The following is an 18,959-nucleotide window of genomic DNA, read 5'->3' on the forward strand; positions in this document are numbered from 1 at the left end:
CTGAGAGTGTGTGAATGCACCAAAGTCGGGTAATGCGGTCAGAGCCCAGACTATCCATTAAATACGGGGGTATTCGGATTGTGTATCAGCAAACCCTATGACAATGCGCGAAGTTGGCAGGTCTTGGGCGCTATTGAACAGGTCCGGGTAAATTTGGGTGCCACTCCAAGGGCACTTTTTGCCGCTTGCGCCAGTCTTAGCGTGGATCGCTGTGACGTAAGTCACCGCACCTGTCTACGCTACCCTTGTGCGAGACTCACGCAGGAATCCAGCGCAATATGAATGTCCTGATCGTTGATGACGAACCCCAAGCCCGCGAGCGACTGAGCCGTCTGGTCAGTGAGATCGAGGGTTATACAGTCCTTGAACCGAGCGCCACCAGCGGCGAAGAGGCGTTGACGCTGATCGACAGCCTCAAGCCGGATGTGGTGTTGCTCGATATCCGCATGCCGCTCCTCGATGGCCTGCAAGTCGCCGCCCGCCTGAGCGAGCGCGAATCGCCACCGGCGGTGGTGCTGTGCGCGGCACAGGAAGAATTTTCGGCACAGACGCTGGAAGACAGCGGTGTCAGTTTTCTGGTCAAGCCGGTGGCTGGCGACGCGTTGCTCAAGGCGTTGAAAAAGGCCGAGCGTCCCAGCCGCGCCCAGCTCGCAGCCCTGACCCAGCCTGCCGCTCAGAGTGGCAATGGCCCCCGCAGCCATATCAGCGCACGGACCCGCAAGGGTATCGAGCTGATACCCCTCGCTCAGGTGGTTTATTTTATCGCCGACCATAAATACGTGACCTTGCGTCACGAAGCGGGCGAAGTGTTGCTTGATGAGCCGCTCAAGGCCCTCGAAGACGAATTCGGCGACCGCTTTGTGCGCATCCATCGTAATGCGCTGGTGGCGCGCGAGCGAATCGAGCGCTTGCAACGCACGCCCCTTGGCCATTTCCAGCTATTTCTGAAGGGCCTCAACGGCGATGCCCTGATCGTCAGTCGGCGCCATGTTGCTGGCGTGCGCAAGATGATGCAGCAGCTCTAGCCCAGGCGTGGTGGCGAGCTCTGCAGTCCCTATCCCGGTGCGACGCGGCCAGGGAGGCCCCGCACTTGCTGATTCAAATCAAAGCGCATTTGCCTGAGCTGTTATTATCTGCCGTATCTATTCAGTACGGATTGATCCATGTCTTCTCGCGAAATCCGCATCGCCACCCGTAAAAGCGCCCTGGCCTTATGGCAGGCCGAGTACGTCAAAGCACGTCTTGAACAGGCTCACCCTGGCCTCAGGGTGACCCTGGTGCCCATGGTCAGTCGCGGCGACAAGCTGCTGGACTCGCCGCTGTCGAAAATTGGCGGCAAGGGTCTGTTCGTCAAGGAACTGGAAACCGCGCTGCTGGAAAATGAAGCAGACATCGCTGTGCATTCGATGAAAGACGTGCCCATGGACTTCCCTGAAGGGTTGGGCCTTTTTTGCATCTGCGAGCGGGAAGACCCACGCGACGCCTTTGTTTCCAACACTTACGCATCCCTGGATGAATTGCCCCTGGGCAGTATCGTGGGCACCTCGAGCCTGCGGCGCCAGGCCCAATTGCTGACCCGTCGACCCGACCTGCAGGTCCGCTTCCTGCGTGGCAACGTCAACACGCGCCTGGCCAAGCTGGATGCGGGCGAGTATGACGCGATCATCCTCGCCGCCGCCGGCCTGATCCGCCTGGGCTTCGAAGACCGCATCACCCGCGCAATCAGCGTCGAAGACAGCTTGCCGGCCGGCGGGCAGGGCGCAGTCGGCATTGAATGCCGTACCGTCGACAGCGAAATTCACGCACTGCTCAAGCCGCTTGATCATGCAGACACCGAGGTTCGCGTCACGGCCGAGCGCGCCCTGAACAAACACCTCAACGGTGGCTGCCAGGTACCGATCGCCTGCTATGCCGTGCTCGAAGGTGAAAACCTGTGGTTGCGTGGCCTGGTAGGCGACCCGGAGGGCGGAACGTTGCTGACCGCCGAGGTGCGCGGTCCACAACGCGACGCCACGGCCCTGGGCATTCAGGTCGCCGAGGAACTGTTGGACAAGGGCGCTGGCGCCATCCTGCAAAAAGTCTACGGCGAGGCCGGCCCGCAGTGACCCCGTGGCGATTGCTGCTGACACGGCCTGCCGAAGAATCGGCAGGCCTGGCGGCGACATTGGCCGATGCGGGCGTATTCAGCAGCGAACTGCCGTTGCTGGAAATCAAAGCCTTACCGGTCACGCCGCAACAACAGGCTGTCCTTGGGGCGCTGCAGCGCTATTGCGCAGTGATCGTGGTGAGCAAGCCGGCGGCGCGTCTTGCCTTGCAACAATTGACCGCGCCCTGGCCGCGACTGCCGTGGTTCAGTGTGGGTGCCGCCACGGCACAGATACTGGCCGATCATGGTTTGGACGTGCACTATCCGCCAACGGGTGACGACAGCGAGGCCTTGCTTCAATTGCCGGCATTGCGCGAGGCTATCGCATGCCCCGGTGCCAGGGTGTTGATCCTGCGCGGCGAGGGCGGCCGGGAATTGCTCGCGCAGCGCTTGCGCGAGCGAGGTGTCAGTGTCGACTACCTGGAGTTGTACCGCCGTTTTCTTCCGGCCTACGACGCGGGCGCACTGACGCAACGCATCCAGTTGGAACGCTTGAACGGCCTGGTGGTCAGCAGTGGGCAAGGTTTTCTACACTTGCAGGCCCTGGCCGGCTCCGAATGGCCTGAGGTGGCGAAGCTGCCGTTGTTCGTGCCCAGTCCGCGCGTCTACGAGATGGCGCGGGCCGCTGGCGCAGAAAAAGTTGTGGATTGTCGCGGCGCGAGTGCCGCGGCTTTGTTAGTGGCGTTAGGGAGCAATCCCGTTCCCACTCTCTGATACGCAAAGGACGGATACGTGAGCGAAACAGCCTTGCCTAAAGATGAAGCTCAGCCCGCGCTCGATGCGCCGCTCGGGACACCGGTCACCGCACCACGCCGTGGCAATGGCCTGGCAGTCGTCGCGTTGCTGCTTGGCGCTGCGGGTGTTGCCGCCGGCGGCTGGGGGATCTGGCAGGTCCGTGCCCTGCAAGCCAACAGCCAGCAGCAACTGGGTCAGGTGCAGACCCTCGATGACCAATCCCAGAGTCTCAAGCAGGGCCAGCAACAATTGGCGGCCCGCCTGGCGCAGCTGCCCGGCGCGGATGAGCTGGAAGAGCGTCGACGCCTGGTCGCCCAGTTGCAGGGTGATCAGCAGCGCCTGAACCAGCGTTTGGAAACCGTACTGGGCGCCAGCCGCAAGGATTGGCGCCTGGCTGAGGCCGAGCATCTGATTCGTCTGGCCAGCTTGCGTCTGTCGGCTTTGCAGGACATCAACAGCGCCCAGTCGCTGGTCCAGGGCGCCGACGAAATTCTTCGTGAGCAGAGCGACCCAGGCGCGTTCGCCGCGCGTGAGCAGTTGGCCAAGAGCCTCGCGGCGCTGCGCAGCACCGAACAGCCGGACCGCACGGGGTTGTACCTGCAGTTGGCGGCTTTGCGCGACCAGGTGGTGCAATTGGCGGCTGTCGCTCCGGAGTATCAACTCACGCAACCCGATTCCCAGGGCCGTCCCACCAGCGATACGGGTAACCAGTTGAGCCAATGGTGGGAACAGATATCCCGTTATTTCCGTATCGACTTCAACCCGGATGACAACATTCGTCCGCTGCTGGCGGGCCAGGGGTTGAATCAGGTGCGTCTGGCCTTGAGCCTGGCGCTGGAGCAAGCACAGTGGGCAGCGCTCAACGGCGAGTCGGCGGTGTATAGCCGTTCGCTGGGTCAAGCGCGCAGCGTGTTGCAGGATAACTTCAACCAGGACAATCCGCAGAGCAAGGCGATGCTGGCGCGTATCGCCGAGCTTGAGCCCAAGGCCGTTTCGGTGGTGACACCTGACTTGGCCGCGAGCCTGGCGGCCGTGCAGGCGTACCTTGAGCGCCGACATTTGTCTGCCGACGAAGCCAAGGCTTCGGCTGCCAAGCCTGCGACCCAGGAGTAGAACCGATGAAGCGTTTCTATGTGATCCTGGTGCTGGCAATTGCGATTGCCCTGGCGCTGGCCGTGGGCATTTCCAAGCACACCGGCTACGTGCTGATTACCTATCCCCATTTGCTGCATTACGAGTCGAGCTTGTGGGCCACATTGGTGGCGGTGTTCGCCATAGGCCTGGCGATCTACCTGATCCGAGTGCTGTTGGGGCTGGTCAGCGTTTCCGGCGGTGTGGTCAACCCGTGGTCGCGGCGCAATCGCAGCCGCCGTGTGCAGATTGCAATCGAGCAAGGCCAGATGGACCTTGCCGAAGGCCGTTGGGCCAGTGCCGAACGCCACCTGCACCGTGCTGCCGAAGCGGAGCGCCAGCCACTGCTGTATTACCTGGGTGCCGCACGTGCGGCCAACGAGCTGGGACGCTACGAAGCATCGGATGCGTTGCTGGAGCGCGCCCTGGCTCGCCAGCCCCAGGCGGAGCTGGCCGTTGCCTTGAGCCATGCGCAACTTCAGATGGATCGTGGCGATACAGAAGGTGCCCTGACCACCCTGCAGGCGATGCACGAGCGTCACCCTCACAACGCCCAGGTCTTGCGGCAGTTGCAGCGATTGCACCAGCAGCGTGGCGATTGGTCGTCGGTGATTCGCCTGTTGCCTGAACTGCGTAAGGACAAAGTGTTGCCGGCCGCCGAGCTGGCTGAATTGGAGCGCCGGGCCTGGGGAGAAAACCTCAGCCTGGCCGCCCAACGTGAGGAGCAGGGCGAAGCCGGCTTGCAGTCCCTTGACCGCGCATGGGAGCAATTGACTTCAGCCCAGCGCCAGGAGCCTCAGCTGGTGTTGGCTTATGCTGACCAACTGCGTCGACTGGGCGCCGATGCCAGGGCCGAGGAAGCGCTGCGCAGTGCGATCAAGCGCCGTTATGACAGCCATCTTATTCGGCTCTATGGCCTGCTGCGCGGCAGCGACCCGGCCCGTCAGTTGAAGTTTGCCGAAGGCTGGCTGAAGGATCATCCTGGCGATGCCAGCCTGTTGCTGACGCTGGGCCGTCTCTGCCTGCAGAACAGCCTGTGGGGAAAGGCACGGGATTATCTGGAAAGCAGCCTGCAGGTGCAGCGCAATCCCGAAGCCTGCGCCGAATTGGCCCGTTTGCTGGCCCAATTGGGTGATACCGAGCGCAGCAACCGGCTGTTCCAGGAAGGCTTGGGGTTACTCGACAATCGTCTGCTGGCGTCACCGTTGCCAGCACCGGCGCAAGCTTGAAGTAGGAAAGTGTTCACGGGTTGGCTCAGACCTATCTGTCAGCCAACCCTTTAACCCTTTGTAATTACTCGGCTTAAGTGGGCCTGTAATCAATTCTTACGTGTTGTAGGGCGATTTCCCCCACGTGTTGACGGAATCTCCTTGTCTCTTCGCGGAATTGTCCGCTCCAGGGCGTATTGAAAGGGGTCGGGCCTTTCCTCTACCGTAGCGACCTATCTCTTGCGGTGCGGATAAACAATGTCTTTGGCCCCTTTACGCTCCTTGTTTCTCCTGGCGTTCATGGCCGGTGCGCTGACGTTGGGCGTGTCTTTCTATCTGGAATATGGTGCGCTGTTACAGCCCTGCTTTTTGTGCCAGGTACAACGGCTGTTTCTCGCCGTCTTTGTACTGGTCAACCTGATCGCCGCCCTGCATAACCCTGGCCGCACCGGCGTGTGCCTGTATGGGCTGGCAAGCATGGCCAGTGCGTTATTCGGCGCCGTCACCGCCGGGCGCCAAGTGCTGCTGCAGAACACTCCGTCAGATCAGATGCCCAACTGCTGGCCAACCCTGGATTACATGATTGAACACCTGTCGTTCTGGCAGGCTGTCCAGGCAGTCTTCAAGGGCACTGTCGACTGCGTCGAAATCAATTGGACGCTATTTGACCTCAGCCTTCCGGAGTGGAGCCTGCTGTTTTTCCTGGCGATGCTGATTCTGTGGAGCACACTGCTTTCCCGGTTGTTGCCTGGCCGGCGTCACGTATCGCAAAGCGAGGAAAATTCGGTTCATATGGTAGGACGGGATTAAACACTTGTATGAACTTTCTCTCCTGCGTACCTTGAAGCCATAGTGATGCGGGCATAATCTGGCCCGCACGCGTTACCGAAACCGCTTGTCAGACGCGACCTCGTTCGATTGCCGCTTCAACCCTGAAGCATTGCGCGGGCACGGGGTAGCAGCGTCCCCTATAGGGAAGAGAGATCATCATGTTGGAACGTTGCAAGAATGCTCGCGAACGCTGGGGTGGCGTGCACACGCTGATCGACAAATGGTTGGATGCGCGTCGCAAATTGGTTCTGGCTTTTGATGAGTTGGGGGCCGAGCCTGGAGCGCTGGCCGAGAAGCGTGAGCCGTTGCAGGATTTCTGCGTTGTATTGGTCGATTACGTTTCTGCCGGTCACCTGAGTATTTACTCTCAACTTACCAAGGAGGCGGAAGCCTTCGAGGACACGCGTGGTCTTGAGTTCGCCGAGACGATTTACCCGCGCATTGATGTGATTACCGAAAAGCTGCTGGCTTTTAACGATCTGTGCGATGAAGGCAAGTGTGTCGCGGAAAAATTCAAAGAGCTGGGTGGTCTGTTGCATGAGCGTTTCGAGCTTGAAGATTGCCTGATCGAAGTACTGCACAACGCCCACAAAGAAGAGCCTGCTACTCAGGTCTGATCGGGGCAATGAGATAAAAACGGTGCGCTCGACGCACCGTTTTTTTATGCGTCAGTGGCGGGTCCCGAGTAACTCGATTTCGAAGACAAGGGGTGTGTAGGGCGCAATCAATTCGCCTGCGCCGTCCGCGCCGTAGGCTTGGGCCGACGGTATTACCAGGCGCCATTTCGCTCCTGTCGGCATCTGCTGCAAGGCACTGCTCCAGCCACTGATCACGCTGTCCAGGCGAAACCATTGTGGTTGTGCGCTCTGGTCGAACACGCTTCCATCGGGTAGCCGACCCACATATTTCACCTGCACCTCATCAGTTGCCAACGGCTTGGTGCCGGTGCCCGGCGTCAACTCCGTGAGCAGGATGCCGTCTGCCAGTTCACGCACTCCCTTTGCAGCTTTTTCCCTGGACAAAAATTGCTGTTCGGCGGCGAGTGCTTTTTCGCTCTGCGGCGCTGGGTTGTCGGTGGCGTTCTGTGCTTCATGCTGTGCAAGAATCTGTTCGATGCGTGCGTTGTCCAGTGCCAATGGTTTGCCCTGGTAGGCTTGTTTGAGTCCATCGACCAAGGCCTGGATCTGCAAGTCGGGGACCTCCTGGCGCAAACGTTCACCGAGGCTGGCACCCAGGCTGTAGGCGAGGTCATGCGGGTCTTGGTCAGCGGTCTTTGGCGGCGCTTGCTCGTTCGCATTGGCGCTGAAAATCGCCAGGCCAAGCACTAAGAAAAGGTAACGCGACATGGGTGTTCTCCCGCCTGAAATGCGACGGATTATGCCAGCGTAAGTGGCTGAGCAGTGGCGCACTTTTCTGTTATATCGATAAGAATTTTCGTACGTTGCAACGCAACGCAAACGATACTGTCAACATGCCCTAGCGGCGGTAAGAGCAGAGGGCTAGTATGAGCCGCACCCACGTCAGCCAGGAGGTAAACCATGTCGGCCAAACAGAAGCCTGTAAACACCCCGTTGCACTTACTCCAACAATTGTCGGGCAGCCTGCTCGAACATCTGGAAAGCGCTTGTTCCCAGGCCTTGGCCGATGCAGAAAAACTGCTCGCCAAACTGGAAAAACAACGCGGTAAAGCGCAAGAAAAGCTGCACAAATCCCGCACCAAACTGCAAGACGCCGCCACTGCCGGCAAGGCCAAGGCACAAGCCAAGGCCAAAGACGCTGTTAAAGAACTTGAGGACCTGCTGGACGCCCTCAAGGACCGCCAAGCCGAAACCCGCAGCTACATTTCCCAACTCAAAAAAGACGCCCAGGAAAGCCTGAAACTGGCCCAGGGAATTGGTCGTGTGAAGGAAGCTGTCGGCAAGGCGCTGGGTGCTCGTACTCCGGCAAAAGCTGTCGCAGCCAGCGCGGCCAAGAAGCCAGCGAGCAAGGCTGCTGCAGCGAAGGCGCCGGCTAAAACTGCCGCCAAACCAGCCGCTAAAACCGCCGCTGCAAAACCAGCCGCCAAGCCCGCCGCTAAAACCGCTGCAGCAAAACCAGCCGCCAAGCCAGCCGCTAAAACCGTTGCTGCGAAACCCGCCGCCAAGCCCGCCGCTAAAACTGCTGCAGCAAAACCAGCCGCCAAGCCAGCCGCTAAAACCGCTGCAGCAAAACCAGCCGCCAAGCCAGCCGCTAAAACCGCTACAGCAAAACCAGCCGCCAAGCCAGCCGCTAAAACCGCTGCAGCAAAACCCGCCGCCAAGCCAGCCGCTAAAACCGCTGCTGCGAAACCAGCCGCCAAGCCAGCCGCTAAAACGACTGCAGCAAAACCCGCCGCCAAGCCAGCCGCTAAAACGACTGCTGCAAAACCAGCCGCCAAGCCAGCTGCTAAAACGGCCGCTGCAAAACCAGCCGCCAAGCCAGTTGCAAAACCTGCTGCCGCAAAACCAGCCGTCAAGCCAGCTGCAAAACCTGCTGCCGCCAAACCCGCTGCGGCAAAGCCAGCATCTGCAAAGCCAGCAACTCCCGCAGCACCTGCCGCCACTCCGGCAGCGTCCTCCGCTCCAACCGCATCGGGCAGCAGCACTGCTGCACCGGCAGCGCCAAGCGTCACCCCAACCAGCGCTTCCTAAGCGCGGGTGACCACGACGCGCAGCTGCTGCAGCGCGTTGTGGTCAAGGTTGGCGGCTTCGGTCGCCAGGCCTTCAAGCCATTCATATCCACCTGTCACCTCGTTGGTCGGCCATGTCTGCGCCAGCGCTTCAAGGCGCATCAGCAAGGTTCGCTCGGCCTCCATCTCCAGGGCCTTGACCTGCTCTCGTAGTTCAGCCAATTGCGCATCCTGCTGTGCCATCGCCCGCCATTGCACACGCACCTCTCGCACGGGTTCGACAACGCGCATCCGCCACGGCCGCGCAAGCTGTTGCAGTGCCGCAACGCGCTCGGGCAGCCGCGCCACACCCCGTTGCTCCAGCCACGCACCACACAGCAGCAGGCACACATCCGCTCCCTGCTCCTGCAACCGTAGGCAAGCAGCCTCCACACCGGGGCGGGCATAAGTCGAGAGGGCAAAGCTCCACAGGTCAGCGCACATATTCACACCCAAGCCAGCGGTCAACGAAGCTGGTAGACTCCGCCGCCATTATGATCCGACTTCAAAGCCTAACATTACAGCGTGGCCCGCAACGTCTTCTTGAAGATGCCGAGCTGACCCTGCACGCCGGTCACAAAGCCGGCCTGATCGGTGCCAATGGCGCCGGAAAATCCACGTTGTTTGCCCTGTTGCTGGGTGAGCTGACTCCGGATTCCGGGGACTGCCTGCTGCCCGCCGACTGGCGCATCGCCCATATGCGCCAGGAGATCGACACCCTGGACCGCATTGCGATCGACTACGTGCTCGATGGCGACCTGCGCCTGCGCCAGGTACAACACGACCTCGCTGCGGCGGAAACAGCCCAGGACGGCGCCGCCCAGGCCCGCCTGCATTCGGAGCTGGACAGCGCCGACGGCTACACCGCCGACGCCCGCGCCCGCAAGATGCTTGCCGGCCTGGGGTTTACCAACGAACAGATGGATCGCCCGGTCGCCGACTTCTCCGGCGGCTGGCGCATGCGCCTGAACCTGGCCCAGGCGCTGATGTGCCCCTCGGACCTGTTGCTGCTCGACGAGCCGACCAACCACTTGGACCTCGATGCGATCCTGTGGCTGGAAGACTTCCTCAAGAACTACCAGGGCACCTTGTTGCTGATTTCCCACGACCGGGATTTCCTTGACGCCGTGGTCGACAATATCGCCCATGTCGAACAGAAGAAAATCACGCTCTACCGTGGCGGCTATACCGCCTTCGAGCGCGCCCGTGCCGAGCGGCTGGCCCAGCAGCAACAAGCTTTCGAGAAGCAGCAGGCGCAGCGCGCGCACATGGAAAGCTACATCGCCCGGTTCAAGGCCCAGGCCACCAAGGCCCGCCAGGCCCAGAGCCGGATCAAGGCCCTGGAGCGCATGGAAGAGCTGTCGGCGGCCCACGTCGATTCGCCGTTCGACTTCGTGTTCCGTGAGTCGGCGAAAATCTCCAGCCCCCTGCTCGATCTGTCGGATGCGCGCCTGGGTTATGGCGACAAGACCGTCCTGGAGAAGGTCAAGCTGCAGCTCATACCCGGCGCGCGGATCGGTTTGCTGGGGCCAAACGGTGCGGGCAAGTCGACGCTGATCAAGAATCTGTCGGGCGAGCTTGAGCCTTTGGCCGGTCACCTGACCCGTGGCGAGAACACGGTGGTGGGTTACTTCGCCCAGCATCAATTGGACTCGCTTGATGCCAAGGCCAGCCCGTTGTTGCACCTGCAGCGCCTGGCGCCAACCGAACGCGAGCAAACCCTGCGCGACTTCCTCGGAGGCTTCGACTTCCGTGGTGCGCGCATCGACGAGCCGGTGCTGAACTTCTCCGGTGGTGAAAAAGCCCGACTGGCCCTGGCCCTGATTGCATGGGACCGCCCGAACCTGTTGCTGCTCGACGAACCGACCAACCACCTGGACCTGGAAATGCGCCTGGCGCTGACCATGGCCCTGCAGGAGTTCAGTGGTGCAGTATTGGTGGTGTCTCACGACCGCCATCTGCTCAAGAGCACCACCGACAACTTCCTTCTGGTGGCCGATGGCAAGGTTGAAGAGTTTGATGGCGACCTGGACGACTATGCCCGCTGGCTGACTGACTATCGTCTGCGCAATGCGCCGGTCAGCAACACCCCGGTCAACCCGGACAAGACCGACAAGAAAGCCCAGCGCCAGGCCGCCGCCGCACTGCGTCAGCAGTTGGCCCCGCACAAGCGCGATGCCGACAAGCTGGAGGCCGAGCTGGGCAAGGTGCTTGAGCGCCTGGCCAGTATCGAAACCAGCCTGGGCGACAGCGCCGTGTATGAGGCCGCGCGCAAGGATGAACTGCGTGACTTGCTCGCCGAACAGGCCAGGCTCAAGGTGCGCGAAGGGCAATTGGAGGAGTCCTGGATGGAAGCCCTCGAACTGCTTGAAACCCTGCAAGCGCAGCTCGAGGCGCTGTCCTGATGGACGCGTTGCAACTGCCCTTGCCGGCGCAATGGATCGAACCTGTGTGGATCGGCGTGCAAATCCTGCTGATCCTGCTGGCCGGCTACCTTGCCCAGCGTTTTGTCGCCAAAGGCCTGACCCGCCTGGGTGAGCGCTATCCGTTCCCGCCGCAGTTGCTGATGCCGCTGCGCGGTGGCCTGCGCTGGCTGATCATGGGCAGCGCGCTGATCTTCGTGTTGGGCCGCCTGGGCGTATCTGCCACGGTGCTGTGGACGGCGCTGTCAGGCTTTGTGGCCGTGGCGGCGGTGGCGTTCTTCGCCATGTGGTCCGTGCTGTCCAATTTGTTGTGCGCCATTTTGATCTTCACCGTGGGGCCGTTCCGCCTCGGCGACATCGTCGAATTGGTGGACACCGTCGACAAACCCGGCGTGAAGGGGCGCGTGGTGGCGATCAATCTGCTCTATACCACGCTGGTCGAGGTGCAGGAGGCCGGCACCGACAGCGCGATGGTGCAAGTGCCCAACAGCTTGTTCTTCCAGCGCTCGGTGCGGCGTTGGCCTGGTACGCATGTGTTCCCTGGCGACCGCTAGAATCACACCTTGTAAAAATTTATAGCCAGCCGTTGGTCGTCGGCGTTAGCTTATGGCACAACCGCAAACTCCCTTTCGAGGTGTGCTATGGCACTCGACACGTGGCTGGCTTTTTTCCTGGCCAGTTGGATCATCTCCCTTTCCCCCGGCGCAGGCGCCATCGCCTCGATGTCCAGCGGCCTGCAATACGGTTTTGTACGCGGTTACTGGAACGCCATCGGTCTGCAGCTGGGCCTGGCGATGCAAATTGCCGTGGTGGCGGGCGGCCTGGGTGCGATTCTGGCGGCGTCGTCGACCGCGTTCTATGCGATCAAATGGTTTGGGGTGGCGTACCTGATTTACTTGGCCATCAAGCAATGGCGCGCGTTGCCGATGGACATGACCGATGACGCGGCGATACGCCCGATCGGCAAGCCGATGGCGATGATGTTCCGCGGTTTCCTGGTCAACGCCAGCAACCCCAAGGCGTTGGTGTTCATGCTCGCGGTGTTGCCGCAGTTCGTGAATCCACAGGCGCCGTTGGCGATTCAGTACCTGATCATTGGCGCGACCATGATCAGCGTCGACATGATCGTGATGGCCGGTTACACGGGTCTGGCCTCGAAGGTCCTGCGCCTGCTGCGCTCGCCCAAACAGCAGAAGCGTGTAAACCGCACGTTCGCCGGGCTATTCGTCGGCGCCGCCGGTTTCCTCGCCAGCCTGCATCGCGCCACGGCCTGACTGAAGAAACCGGATCAAAATGTGGGAGGGGGCTTGCCCCCGATGGCGGCGGGTCAGTTGATGAGTATATCGGCTGACCCACCGCTATCGGAGGCAAGCCCCCTCCCACATTGGTTTGTAGCGTGACGAAATAACACCTTGAGTCAAATCGGTTAAAGCTCAACAATAGTGTTACTTCGTATTTCCACCTGAGATTCATTCATGACTGCCCCTTTTCGCTTTCTCGCATGGCTGTTGTTGCCGGCGCTGATGTCGTGCAGCTTCAATCTGTTGGCCGCGACCACCGAAGGCGCACCACAGGCTCTGCATTTGCTCGATTACATCGGCGCCGACTACCCGCCGACGGTAGAGGCGGGCAAGGTGGTGGACGACTCGGAATACCGCGAGCAGGTGGAGTTTCTTGGCGTGCTGCAGGGCCTAGTGGCAGATCTGCCGGAAAAACCCGAACGCGCCGAGTTGATAACAGGCGTCGATGAGTTGCTGGCGGCGGTCACTGCCCATGCAGATGGCGCAACTGTCGCCCATCAGGCCCGTCAGTTGGGCGCCAAGCTGGCGGTGGCGTATGAAGTCAGCCAGGCGCCGGCGATCACCCCCGATCCCACGCGCGGTGCACCGCTGTATGCCCAGCATTGCTCGGTGTGCCACGGTACTGCCGGCGCCGGTGATGGCCCGGCCGGCATGGGCATGACCCCGCCGCCGGCCAACCTGCGCGATGCCACGCGCCTGGATCGCCTGAGCCTGTATGCGATCTACAACACTCTCGGCCTGGGTGTCGAAGGCACCGACATGCCGTCCTTTTCCGACCAGTTGGATGACCGTCAGCGTTGGGACCTCGCCACGTACATCGCAGGTTTCACGGCGGACCCGGCTGCGGCCAAGAGCGAGCAGCCCTTCAACCTCGCCGACCTGGCGCGCCAGACGCCCAACGAAGTGCTGGCGGCAGACGGCCCAGCGGCGGCGGCGACCTTCCGCGCCCAGCGCGCGCAACCGCCGCAGGTCAAGCGTGGCCCGGCGCAGTTGCTTGATTACACGTCCGCCACCTTGGACAAAAGCCTGGCTGCATTCCGTAACGGTGATCACGAGCAAGCCTATGACCTGTCGGTAGCCGCTTATCTGGAAGGCTTCGAGCTGGTGGAAAGCTCACTGGATAACGTCGACGCCAATGTGCGCAAGGACACCGAGAAGGCGCTGATGGCCTATCGGCAGTCATTGCAGGACGGCCTGCCGATCGAGCAGGTGCAACAGCGCCTGGACGTGGCCAAGGGCAAGCTCGGCGAGTCGGCCGGCTTGCTCGGCGGCGACGGCCTGAGTTGGTCGTTGAGCTACATCTCGGGCTTGCTGATCCTGCTGCGCGAAGGCCTGGAGGCGATCCTGGTGCTGGCCGCGATCCTGGCCTTCCTGCGTAACACCGGCCAGCAATCGGCGGTGCGCAGCGTCAACGTCGGCTGGGGCCTGGCGCTGTTGGCCGGCTTGGCCACCTGGGCGCTGGCGGCGTATGTGATTGATGTCAGCGGCGCCCAGCGTGAATTGCTGGAGGGCTGCACGGCGCTGTTTGCCAGCGTGATGGTGCTGTGGCTGGGCGTGTGGATGCACGACCGGCGCCATGCCGCAGCCTGGCAGGACTACATCAAGAGCAGCCTGGTGGGCGGCGGTGGGCGCTTCGGTTTTGCGCTGCTGGCATTCTTCTCGGTGTACCGCGAACTGTTCGAAGTGATCCTGTTCTACGAAACCCTGTGGCTGCAAGCCGGCCCGGCCGGGCACGACGCGGTGCTGGCGGGTGGCGCCACCGCCCTGGTACTGCTGGTGGGCCTGGCCTGGGTGATTCTGCGCGGTTCGGCGAAGCTGCCGCTGGCGTTGTTCTTTGGCATCAACGCCGCGCTGTTGTGCGCGCTGTCGGTGGTGTTTGCCGGGCATGGCGTCAAGGCGCTGCAAGAGGCCGGCATCTTCGGTACTCGACCGGTGGCGTTTTTTGACTTTGACTGGCTGGGCATTCACGCCGATGCGTATTCGTTGAGTGCGCAGGCCGTGGCGATCCTGGCGATCGTGGTGCTGTATGGCCGCAGCCGCCTGGCTGAAAAGCAAAGGGCGGCGGCGTAGGTATGCGGGTCTGGATCGACGCGGACGCTTGCCCACGGGCGGCCAAGGATCAGGTGGTGAAATTCGCCCTCAAGCGCCACTTCGACGTGGTGCTGGTGGCCGGTCAGAGCCAGATCAAACCGAGCTTTGCCTGTGTGAAGCTGATCGTGGTGCCCAGCGGCCCCGACGCGGCGGATGACTATCTGGTGGAGCACGCCATGCCCGGCGAACTGGTGATCTGCAGCGATGTGCCCTTGGCCGACCGCCTGGTCAAGAAGGGCGTCACCGCCCTCGACCCGCGCGGCAAAGAGTTCAGCCCGGCGAACATGAGCGAGCGGCTGGCGGTACGCAACCTGTTCACCGACTTGCGCGAGCAAGGGCAGATGGGCGGCGGGCCACCGCCCCATGGCGAGAAAGACAAGCAGGCGTTTGCCAATACGCTGGACCGCCTGCTTACCCGTTTGATGAAGCCTCTGTAGAAGCGAGCAAGCTCGCGAGGAACGTCAACGATAACGCGGATGCTCTGGATGACGCGGCGCTCTCAGGTTCTTCGCGAGCAAGCTCGCTCCTACAGAAAGAGGGTGTCAGTCGTTCTCGTGGGTCAGCTCCAACACCCGGTCCACCAGCTTGTTGATGCCCGACGCCACCTCACTGATGTTCTTGCCCAGCATATATGCCGGCGTACTGACCAATTTGCGCGCGGTGTCCTCGACGATATCTTCCACCGTGCATTCCTGATGAGTGGCGCCCATTTTATCCAGGGCGGCTGCGGTGTCGGCATCGTTGCCGATGGTGCAGGTCACGCCGGGGCCGTAGATTTTCGCGGCCAGGGCAGGGGAAATGCAGATCAACCCCACAGGCTTGCCGGCTTCGGCAAAGGCTTCGGCCAATTCCAGGACCTGTGGGTTGACGCTGCAGCTGGCGCCTTGCACGGCGAAATTCGACAGGTTCTTCGCCGCGCCAAACCCACCCGGCACGATCAGCGCATCGAAGTCAGCAGCGTTAGCCTCACGGATATCCTTGACCGCGCCTCGGGCGATGCGCGCTGACTCCACCAATACATTACGCGATTCGGGCATTTCTTCGCCGGTGAGGTGGTTGATCACATGCAACTGCGCAATATCCGGCGCAAAACATTCAACGTGAGCGCCGCGCTGGTCCAGGCGCAGCAGGGTGATCACGCTTTCCTGGATCTCTGCACCGTCGTACACGCCACAGCCGGAAAGGATCACTGCAATCTTTTTGCTCATGGGCATTTCTCCTGATTCATGGCGTTAAATGTCTACTAATTTGTAACCTGTTGCCAATGGGAACTCACGCCACTGCACCTAATCTTGCTGTAACAAAAAAAGACCGGACTAGCCCATGGACTTCGTGCCTTATGCGGTACCGTTTTTCATTGCGTTGATTGTGGTTGAGCTGCTGGCCGACCGCTGGCGCGGTGCGCGCAACTATCGAGTGGCCGACGCTATCAACAGCCTCAGCACCGGGGTGCTGTCTACCACCACCGGGCTATTGACCAAGGGCGTGGGTTTGCTCACCTATGCGTTCGCCCTCAAGCACCTGGCTCTGATCGAGTTATCGGCCCAAAGCGTATGGACCTGGGTAGTGGCCTTCGTGTTCTACGACTTCTGCTATTACTGGCTGCATCGCATGGGCCATGAGCGCAATATCCTGTGGGCTGCGCACTCCGTGCATCACCAGAGCGAGGACTACAACCTCACCACCGCGCTGCGCCAGACCAGCACCGGCTTCCTGCTGAGCTGGATCTTCTACCTGCCCCTGGCCGTGCTCGGTGTGCCGCTGGTGGTGTTCATCAGCGTGGCTTCGCTCAACCTGCTGTATCAATTCTGGGTGCATACACGTCACGTTCCCAAGCTCGGCTGGTTCGAATGGTTCTTCGTCACCCCGTCCAATCACCGTGCCCACCACGCACAGAACGCTCTCTACATGGATCGCAACTACGGCGGGGTGTTCATTTTTTGGGATCGGCTGTTCGGCACTTTCCAGGAGGAAGATGACAACGAGCCCGTGATCTTCGGTGTGACTACGCCCCTGGCCAGTTGGAACCCGCTGTGGGCGAACCTGCAGTTTTATGCGCAGTTGTGGAGCGATGCCCGGCGTACTGAAAGCCGCTGGGACAAACTGCGCATCTGGTTCATGCGCACCGGCTGGCGCCCCGCCGACGTGAAAGCCAGGTATCCGGTGGCCAGGCCGGACTTGGCCCGGTTCCGCAAATTCGACGTGCCGCTGGACAGGCGCCAACAGGTCTACGTTGCGCTGCAATTCGCAGTTTACGTGGGGTTTGGCAGCTACCTGATGAATGTCGGCGAACGTCTGCCCACCGCGGCGCTGGTCCTGGGCTGGGGAGCGATGGCGTTGGGGCTGTTCACGTTGGGGGTCGCGCTGGAGAATCGACCGTCGGCGCTGAAGGCCGAGTGGGTGCGCCTGGGGCTGAATGTGCCGTTGGTCGGGCTGGCGCCGTGGGTCGGACTGTGGCCCGCCGGCAACCTGGGCTGGCTGGGCCTGGCGAGCTACAGTGTGCTCAGCGTGATCGGCCTCTACTGCTGCAGAGGCCGGCTTACGCGTCTGGCGTCTTAGGTGTTTCGCTCGGGGCGGTTTCGGCTGCTTGCCGGGCCTTGGCCTCGGCGCATGCCTCGCGGGCGATACGGGCATTCTTGAAGCGGCGTTGCAGCCATAGGCCAACACCCAGCACCAGCAACGCGCCCAGCACCCATAGCTCGTATTTCTTGACGCTGCCGAGCATGCCTTCGAGCACTGCGCCGAAATGATAGGCTGCGGCCCCCAGCGCCGCCGCCCATATCGCTGCGCCAATACCGTTAAGGATCAGATAGCGCAGGGGCGGGTAGCCGGAGAGGCCAATCGCCACTGGCATCACCGTGCGTAAACCGTAGACAAAACGAAAGCTCAGTACCCAGATATCCGGATGCTTGCGGATATGCTCCAGCGCCTTGTCGCCCATCAATTGCCAGCGCGGTTTGCGCGCCAGCAACTTGCGGCCGTGCTTGCGCCCCATGTAGTACCAAAGCTGGTCGCCGGCATAGCTGCCGAAGAAGGCAACGACCACCACCAGGTTGATATCCATGTAGCCACGAAACGCCAGGAAGCCTGCGAGTACAAGGATGGTCTCGCCTTCGAAGAACGTGCCGAGGAAGAGGGCAAAGTAGCCGAAGTCATGCAGAAATTGTTGAAGCATGGTCTAGGGTGCTGGCGAAATGAACGCGCAGCCTACGCCTTCACGAAGATTCATGAAAGTATCGAGATGTGTCACGAAGTGAACAATTCCGATGTCAGTGCCGAATGCGACTACAGGTCGCATCGATAAGCACAACTGTCATTCGTTCGTCATAATGGCCGCTTATAACTGCACCGCTCGCCCGTAAACGCGGGCTCAGGAGTCTGTCGTGAGCTTTACCCCCGCCAATCGGCTATTCCCCGCCACTCGTTTGCGCCGCAACCGCCGTGATGATTTTTCACGCCGTCTGGTACGTGAAAATGTACTGACGACGAATGATCTGATCCTGCCGGTATTCGTGCTGGACGGTGAAAATCGCCGGGAAGCGGTGGCTTCGATGCCGGGGGTGGAGCGCTTGAGTATTGATCTGCTGCTTGAAGAAGCCGCGCATTGGGTGGAACTGGGCATTCCGGCGCTGGCGCTGTTCCCGGTGACGCCCGCTGAGCTCAAGTCACTTGACGCTGCCGAAGCCTGGAACCCGCAGGGGATCGCCCAGCGCGCCACCCGCGCCCTGCGCGAGCGTTTCCCGCAGCTTGGGGTGATCACCGACGTTGCCCTCGATCCGTTCACCACCCATGGGCAGGATGGCATCCTTGATCCGTCAGGCTACGTCGAGAACGACATTACCGTCGATGCGCTGGTCAAGCAGGCCTTGTCCCACGCGGCGGCAGGTGCCCAGGTGGTGGCGCCGTCGGACATGATGGACGGTCGGATCCAGGCGATTCGCGAAGCGCTTGAGTTGGCCGGTCATGTCAACGTGCGGATCATGGCCTACTCGGCCAAGTACGCCAGCGCCTATTACGGCCCCTTCCGCGATGCGGTGGGTTCGGCCCTGAACCTGGGCAAGGCCGACAAGGCTTCGTACCAGATGGACCCGGCCAACAGCCACGAAGCCCTGCACGAAGTGGCGGCCGATCTGGCCGAAGGCGCCGACATGGTCATGGTCAAGCCCGGCATGCCTTACCTGGACATCCTTTACCGGGTCAAAGAGGAATTCAAAGTGCCGACCTTTGTCTATCAGGTCAGCGGTGAATACGCCATGCACATGGCCGCAATCCAGAATGGTTGGTTGAGTGAAGGGGTGATCCTCGAATCCCTGACAGCCTTTAAACGTGCCGGCGCTGATGGCATTCTGACCTACTTCGCCGCCCGCGCTGCCCAATTGCTTAGAGAGCAACAATAGCCCTCACAGG

General features: G+C 61.3%; 19 protein-coding genes and 1 pseudogene. 16 read left to right on the plus strand and 4 right to left on the minus strand.

Features of this window, described 5'->3' with window-relative positions:
- Positions 1 to 150: 150 nt before the first annotated feature.
- From PspCFBP13528_RS27735 to rsd, 8 genes and pseudogenes are all read left to right on the plus strand, one after another.
- Positions 151 to 282: pseudogene (locus tag PspCFBP13528_RS27735) on the plus strand (sensor histidine kinase); the annotation flags it as partial.
- A complete protein-coding gene (locus tag PspCFBP13528_RS01595) occupies positions 279 to 1,025 on the plus strand; it encodes a LytTR family DNA-binding domain-containing protein (RefSeq protein ID WP_065950402.1) in 747 nt (248 codons plus the stop codon). The pseudogene PspCFBP13528_RS27735 and the gene PspCFBP13528_RS01595, both read left to right, overlap by 4 nt.
- Positions 1,026 to 1,163: 138 nt before the next feature.
- On the plus strand, positions 1,164 to 2,105 hold the full coding sequence (gene hemC / locus PspCFBP13528_RS01600; protein WP_065950403.1) for a hydroxymethylbilane synthase: 942 nt from the start codon (positions 1,164 to 1,166) through the stop codon (positions 2,103 to 2,105).
- Positions 2,102 to 2,860: a uroporphyrinogen-III synthase gene (locus PspCFBP13528_RS01605; protein WP_137199529.1), complete on the plus strand. Its 759-nt coding sequence runs from the start codon at positions 2,102 to 2,104 to the stop codon at positions 2,858 to 2,860. The genes hemC and PspCFBP13528_RS01605 overlap by 4 nt, the downstream gene beginning before the upstream one ends.
- A gap of 18 nt (positions 2,861 to 2,878) precedes the next feature.
- Positions 2,879 to 3,994, plus strand: a complete 1,116-nt coding sequence (locus PspCFBP13528_RS01610) for a uroporphyrinogen-III C-methyltransferase (protein ID WP_137199530.1) — start codon at positions 2,879 to 2,881, stop codon at positions 3,992 to 3,994.
- Between the two features lie 5 nt (positions 3,995 to 3,999).
- On the plus strand, positions 4,000 to 5,241 hold the full coding sequence (locus tag PspCFBP13528_RS01615) for a heme biosynthesis protein HemY (protein ID WP_065950406.1): 1,242 nt from the start codon (positions 4,000 to 4,002) through the stop codon (positions 5,239 to 5,241).
- A gap of 237 nt (positions 5,242 to 5,478) precedes the next feature.
- The gene (locus PspCFBP13528_RS01620; protein ID WP_065950407.1) at positions 5,479 to 6,030 is read left to right on the plus strand and encodes a disulfide bond formation protein B; all 552 of its coding nucleotides are present in this window, start codon (positions 5,479 to 5,481) and stop codon (positions 6,028 to 6,030) included.
- A gap of 179 nt (positions 6,031 to 6,209) precedes the next feature.
- On the plus strand, positions 6,210 to 6,668 hold the full coding sequence (gene rsd / locus PspCFBP13528_RS01625) for a sigma D regulator (protein WP_137199531.1): 459 nt from the start codon (positions 6,210 to 6,212) through the stop codon (positions 6,666 to 6,668).
- A 51-nt stretch (positions 6,669 to 6,719) separates the two neighbouring features.
- Here the strand turns inward: rsd and PspCFBP13528_RS01630 are convergent, their stop codons facing one another.
- Entirely contained in the window at positions 6,720 to 7,397 is a 678-nt protein-coding gene (locus PspCFBP13528_RS01630; RefSeq protein ID WP_101220675.1) for an FKBP-type peptidyl-prolyl cis-trans isomerase, read from the minus strand.
- A 192-nt stretch (positions 7,398 to 7,589) separates the two neighbouring features.
- Here PspCFBP13528_RS01630 and PspCFBP13528_RS01635 point away from each other — a divergent pair, with 192 nt between their 5' ends.
- The gene (locus PspCFBP13528_RS01635) at positions 7,590 to 8,720 is read left to right on the plus strand and encodes an AlgP family protein (protein WP_137199532.1); all 1,131 of its coding nucleotides are present in this window, start codon (positions 7,590 to 7,592) and stop codon (positions 8,718 to 8,720) included.
- Here the strand turns inward: PspCFBP13528_RS01635 and PspCFBP13528_RS01640 are convergent.
- Positions 8,717 to 9,181, minus strand: coding sequence for a TIGR02444 family protein (locus tag PspCFBP13528_RS01640; protein WP_178084411.1), 465 nt, complete (start codon positions 9,179 to 9,181; stop codon positions 8,717 to 8,719). The genes PspCFBP13528_RS01635 and PspCFBP13528_RS01640 overlap by 4 nt on opposite strands.
- Positions 9,182 to 9,231: 50 nt before the next feature.
- Between PspCFBP13528_RS01640 and PspCFBP13528_RS01645 the strand changes: the two genes are divergently transcribed.
- The 5 genes from PspCFBP13528_RS01645 to PspCFBP13528_RS01665 all read left to right on the plus strand — a co-directional run bounded on the left by PspCFBP13528_RS01645 (position 9,232) and on the right by PspCFBP13528_RS01665 (position 14,989).
- Positions 9,232 to 11,142, plus strand: a complete 1,911-nt coding sequence (locus tag PspCFBP13528_RS01645; protein WP_065950465.1) for an ATP-binding cassette domain-containing protein — start codon at positions 9,232 to 9,234, stop codon at positions 11,140 to 11,142.
- Positions 11,142 to 11,714 (plus strand): mechanosensitive ion channel family protein, encoded by a 573-nt coding sequence (locus tag PspCFBP13528_RS01650; RefSeq protein WP_065950464.1) that lies wholly within the window; start codon positions 11,142 to 11,144, stop codon positions 11,712 to 11,714. Before PspCFBP13528_RS01645 ends, PspCFBP13528_RS01650 begins: the two co-directional genes overlap by 1 nt.
- An 87-nt stretch (positions 11,715 to 11,801) precedes the next feature.
- Positions 11,802 to 12,434 (plus strand): LysE family transporter, encoded by a 633-nt coding sequence (locus PspCFBP13528_RS01655; protein WP_065950463.1) that lies wholly within the window; start codon positions 11,802 to 11,804, stop codon positions 12,432 to 12,434.
- 201 nt (positions 12,435 to 12,635) lie between these two features.
- On the plus strand, positions 12,636 to 14,531 hold the full coding sequence (locus PspCFBP13528_RS01660) for a cytochrome c/FTR1 family iron permease (protein ID WP_137199534.1): 1,896 nt from the start codon (positions 12,636 to 12,638) through the stop codon (positions 14,529 to 14,531).
- Between the two features lie 2 nt (positions 14,532 to 14,533).
- Positions 14,534 to 14,989 (plus strand): YaiI/YqxD family protein, encoded by a 456-nt coding sequence (locus tag PspCFBP13528_RS01665; RefSeq protein WP_065950461.1) that lies wholly within the window; start codon positions 14,534 to 14,536, stop codon positions 14,987 to 14,989.
- A 105-nt stretch (positions 14,990 to 15,094) separates the two neighbouring features.
- Here the strand turns inward: PspCFBP13528_RS01665 and elbB are convergent, their stop codons facing one another.
- Positions 15,095 to 15,760 (minus strand): isoprenoid biosynthesis glyoxalase ElbB, encoded by a 666-nt coding sequence (gene elbB, locus PspCFBP13528_RS01670; protein ID WP_065950460.1) that lies wholly within the window; start codon positions 15,758 to 15,760, stop codon positions 15,095 to 15,097.
- A gap of 115 nt (positions 15,761 to 15,875) precedes the next feature.
- Here elbB and PspCFBP13528_RS01675 point away from each other — a divergent pair, with 115 nt between their 5' ends.
- On the plus strand, positions 15,876 to 17,111 hold the full coding sequence (locus PspCFBP13528_RS01675) for a sterol desaturase family protein (protein WP_137199535.1): 1,236 nt from the start codon (positions 15,876 to 15,878) through the stop codon (positions 17,109 to 17,111).
- On the opposite strand, the gene PspCFBP13528_RS01680 is transcribed toward PspCFBP13528_RS01675, so the two are convergent.
- Positions 17,092 to 17,727: a DedA family protein gene (locus tag PspCFBP13528_RS01680; protein ID WP_065950458.1), complete on the minus strand. Its 636-nt coding sequence runs from the start codon at positions 17,725 to 17,727 to the stop codon at positions 17,092 to 17,094. The two genes, PspCFBP13528_RS01675 and PspCFBP13528_RS01680, sit on opposite strands and share 20 nt — an antisense overlap.
- A gap of 208 nt (positions 17,728 to 17,935) precedes the next feature.
- Between PspCFBP13528_RS01680 and hemB the strand changes: the two genes are divergently transcribed.
- A complete protein-coding gene (gene hemB / locus PspCFBP13528_RS01685; protein WP_065950457.1) occupies positions 17,936 to 18,949 on the plus strand; it encodes a porphobilinogen synthase in 1,014 nt (337 codons plus the stop codon).
- Positions 18,950 to 18,959 lie beyond the last annotated feature (10 nt).

The organism is Pseudomonas sp. CFBP13528 (assembly GCF_005233615.1).
Classification (GTDB): domain Bacteria; phylum Pseudomonadota; class Gammaproteobacteria; order Pseudomonadales; family Pseudomonadaceae; genus Aquipseudomonas; species Aquipseudomonas fluorescens_AM.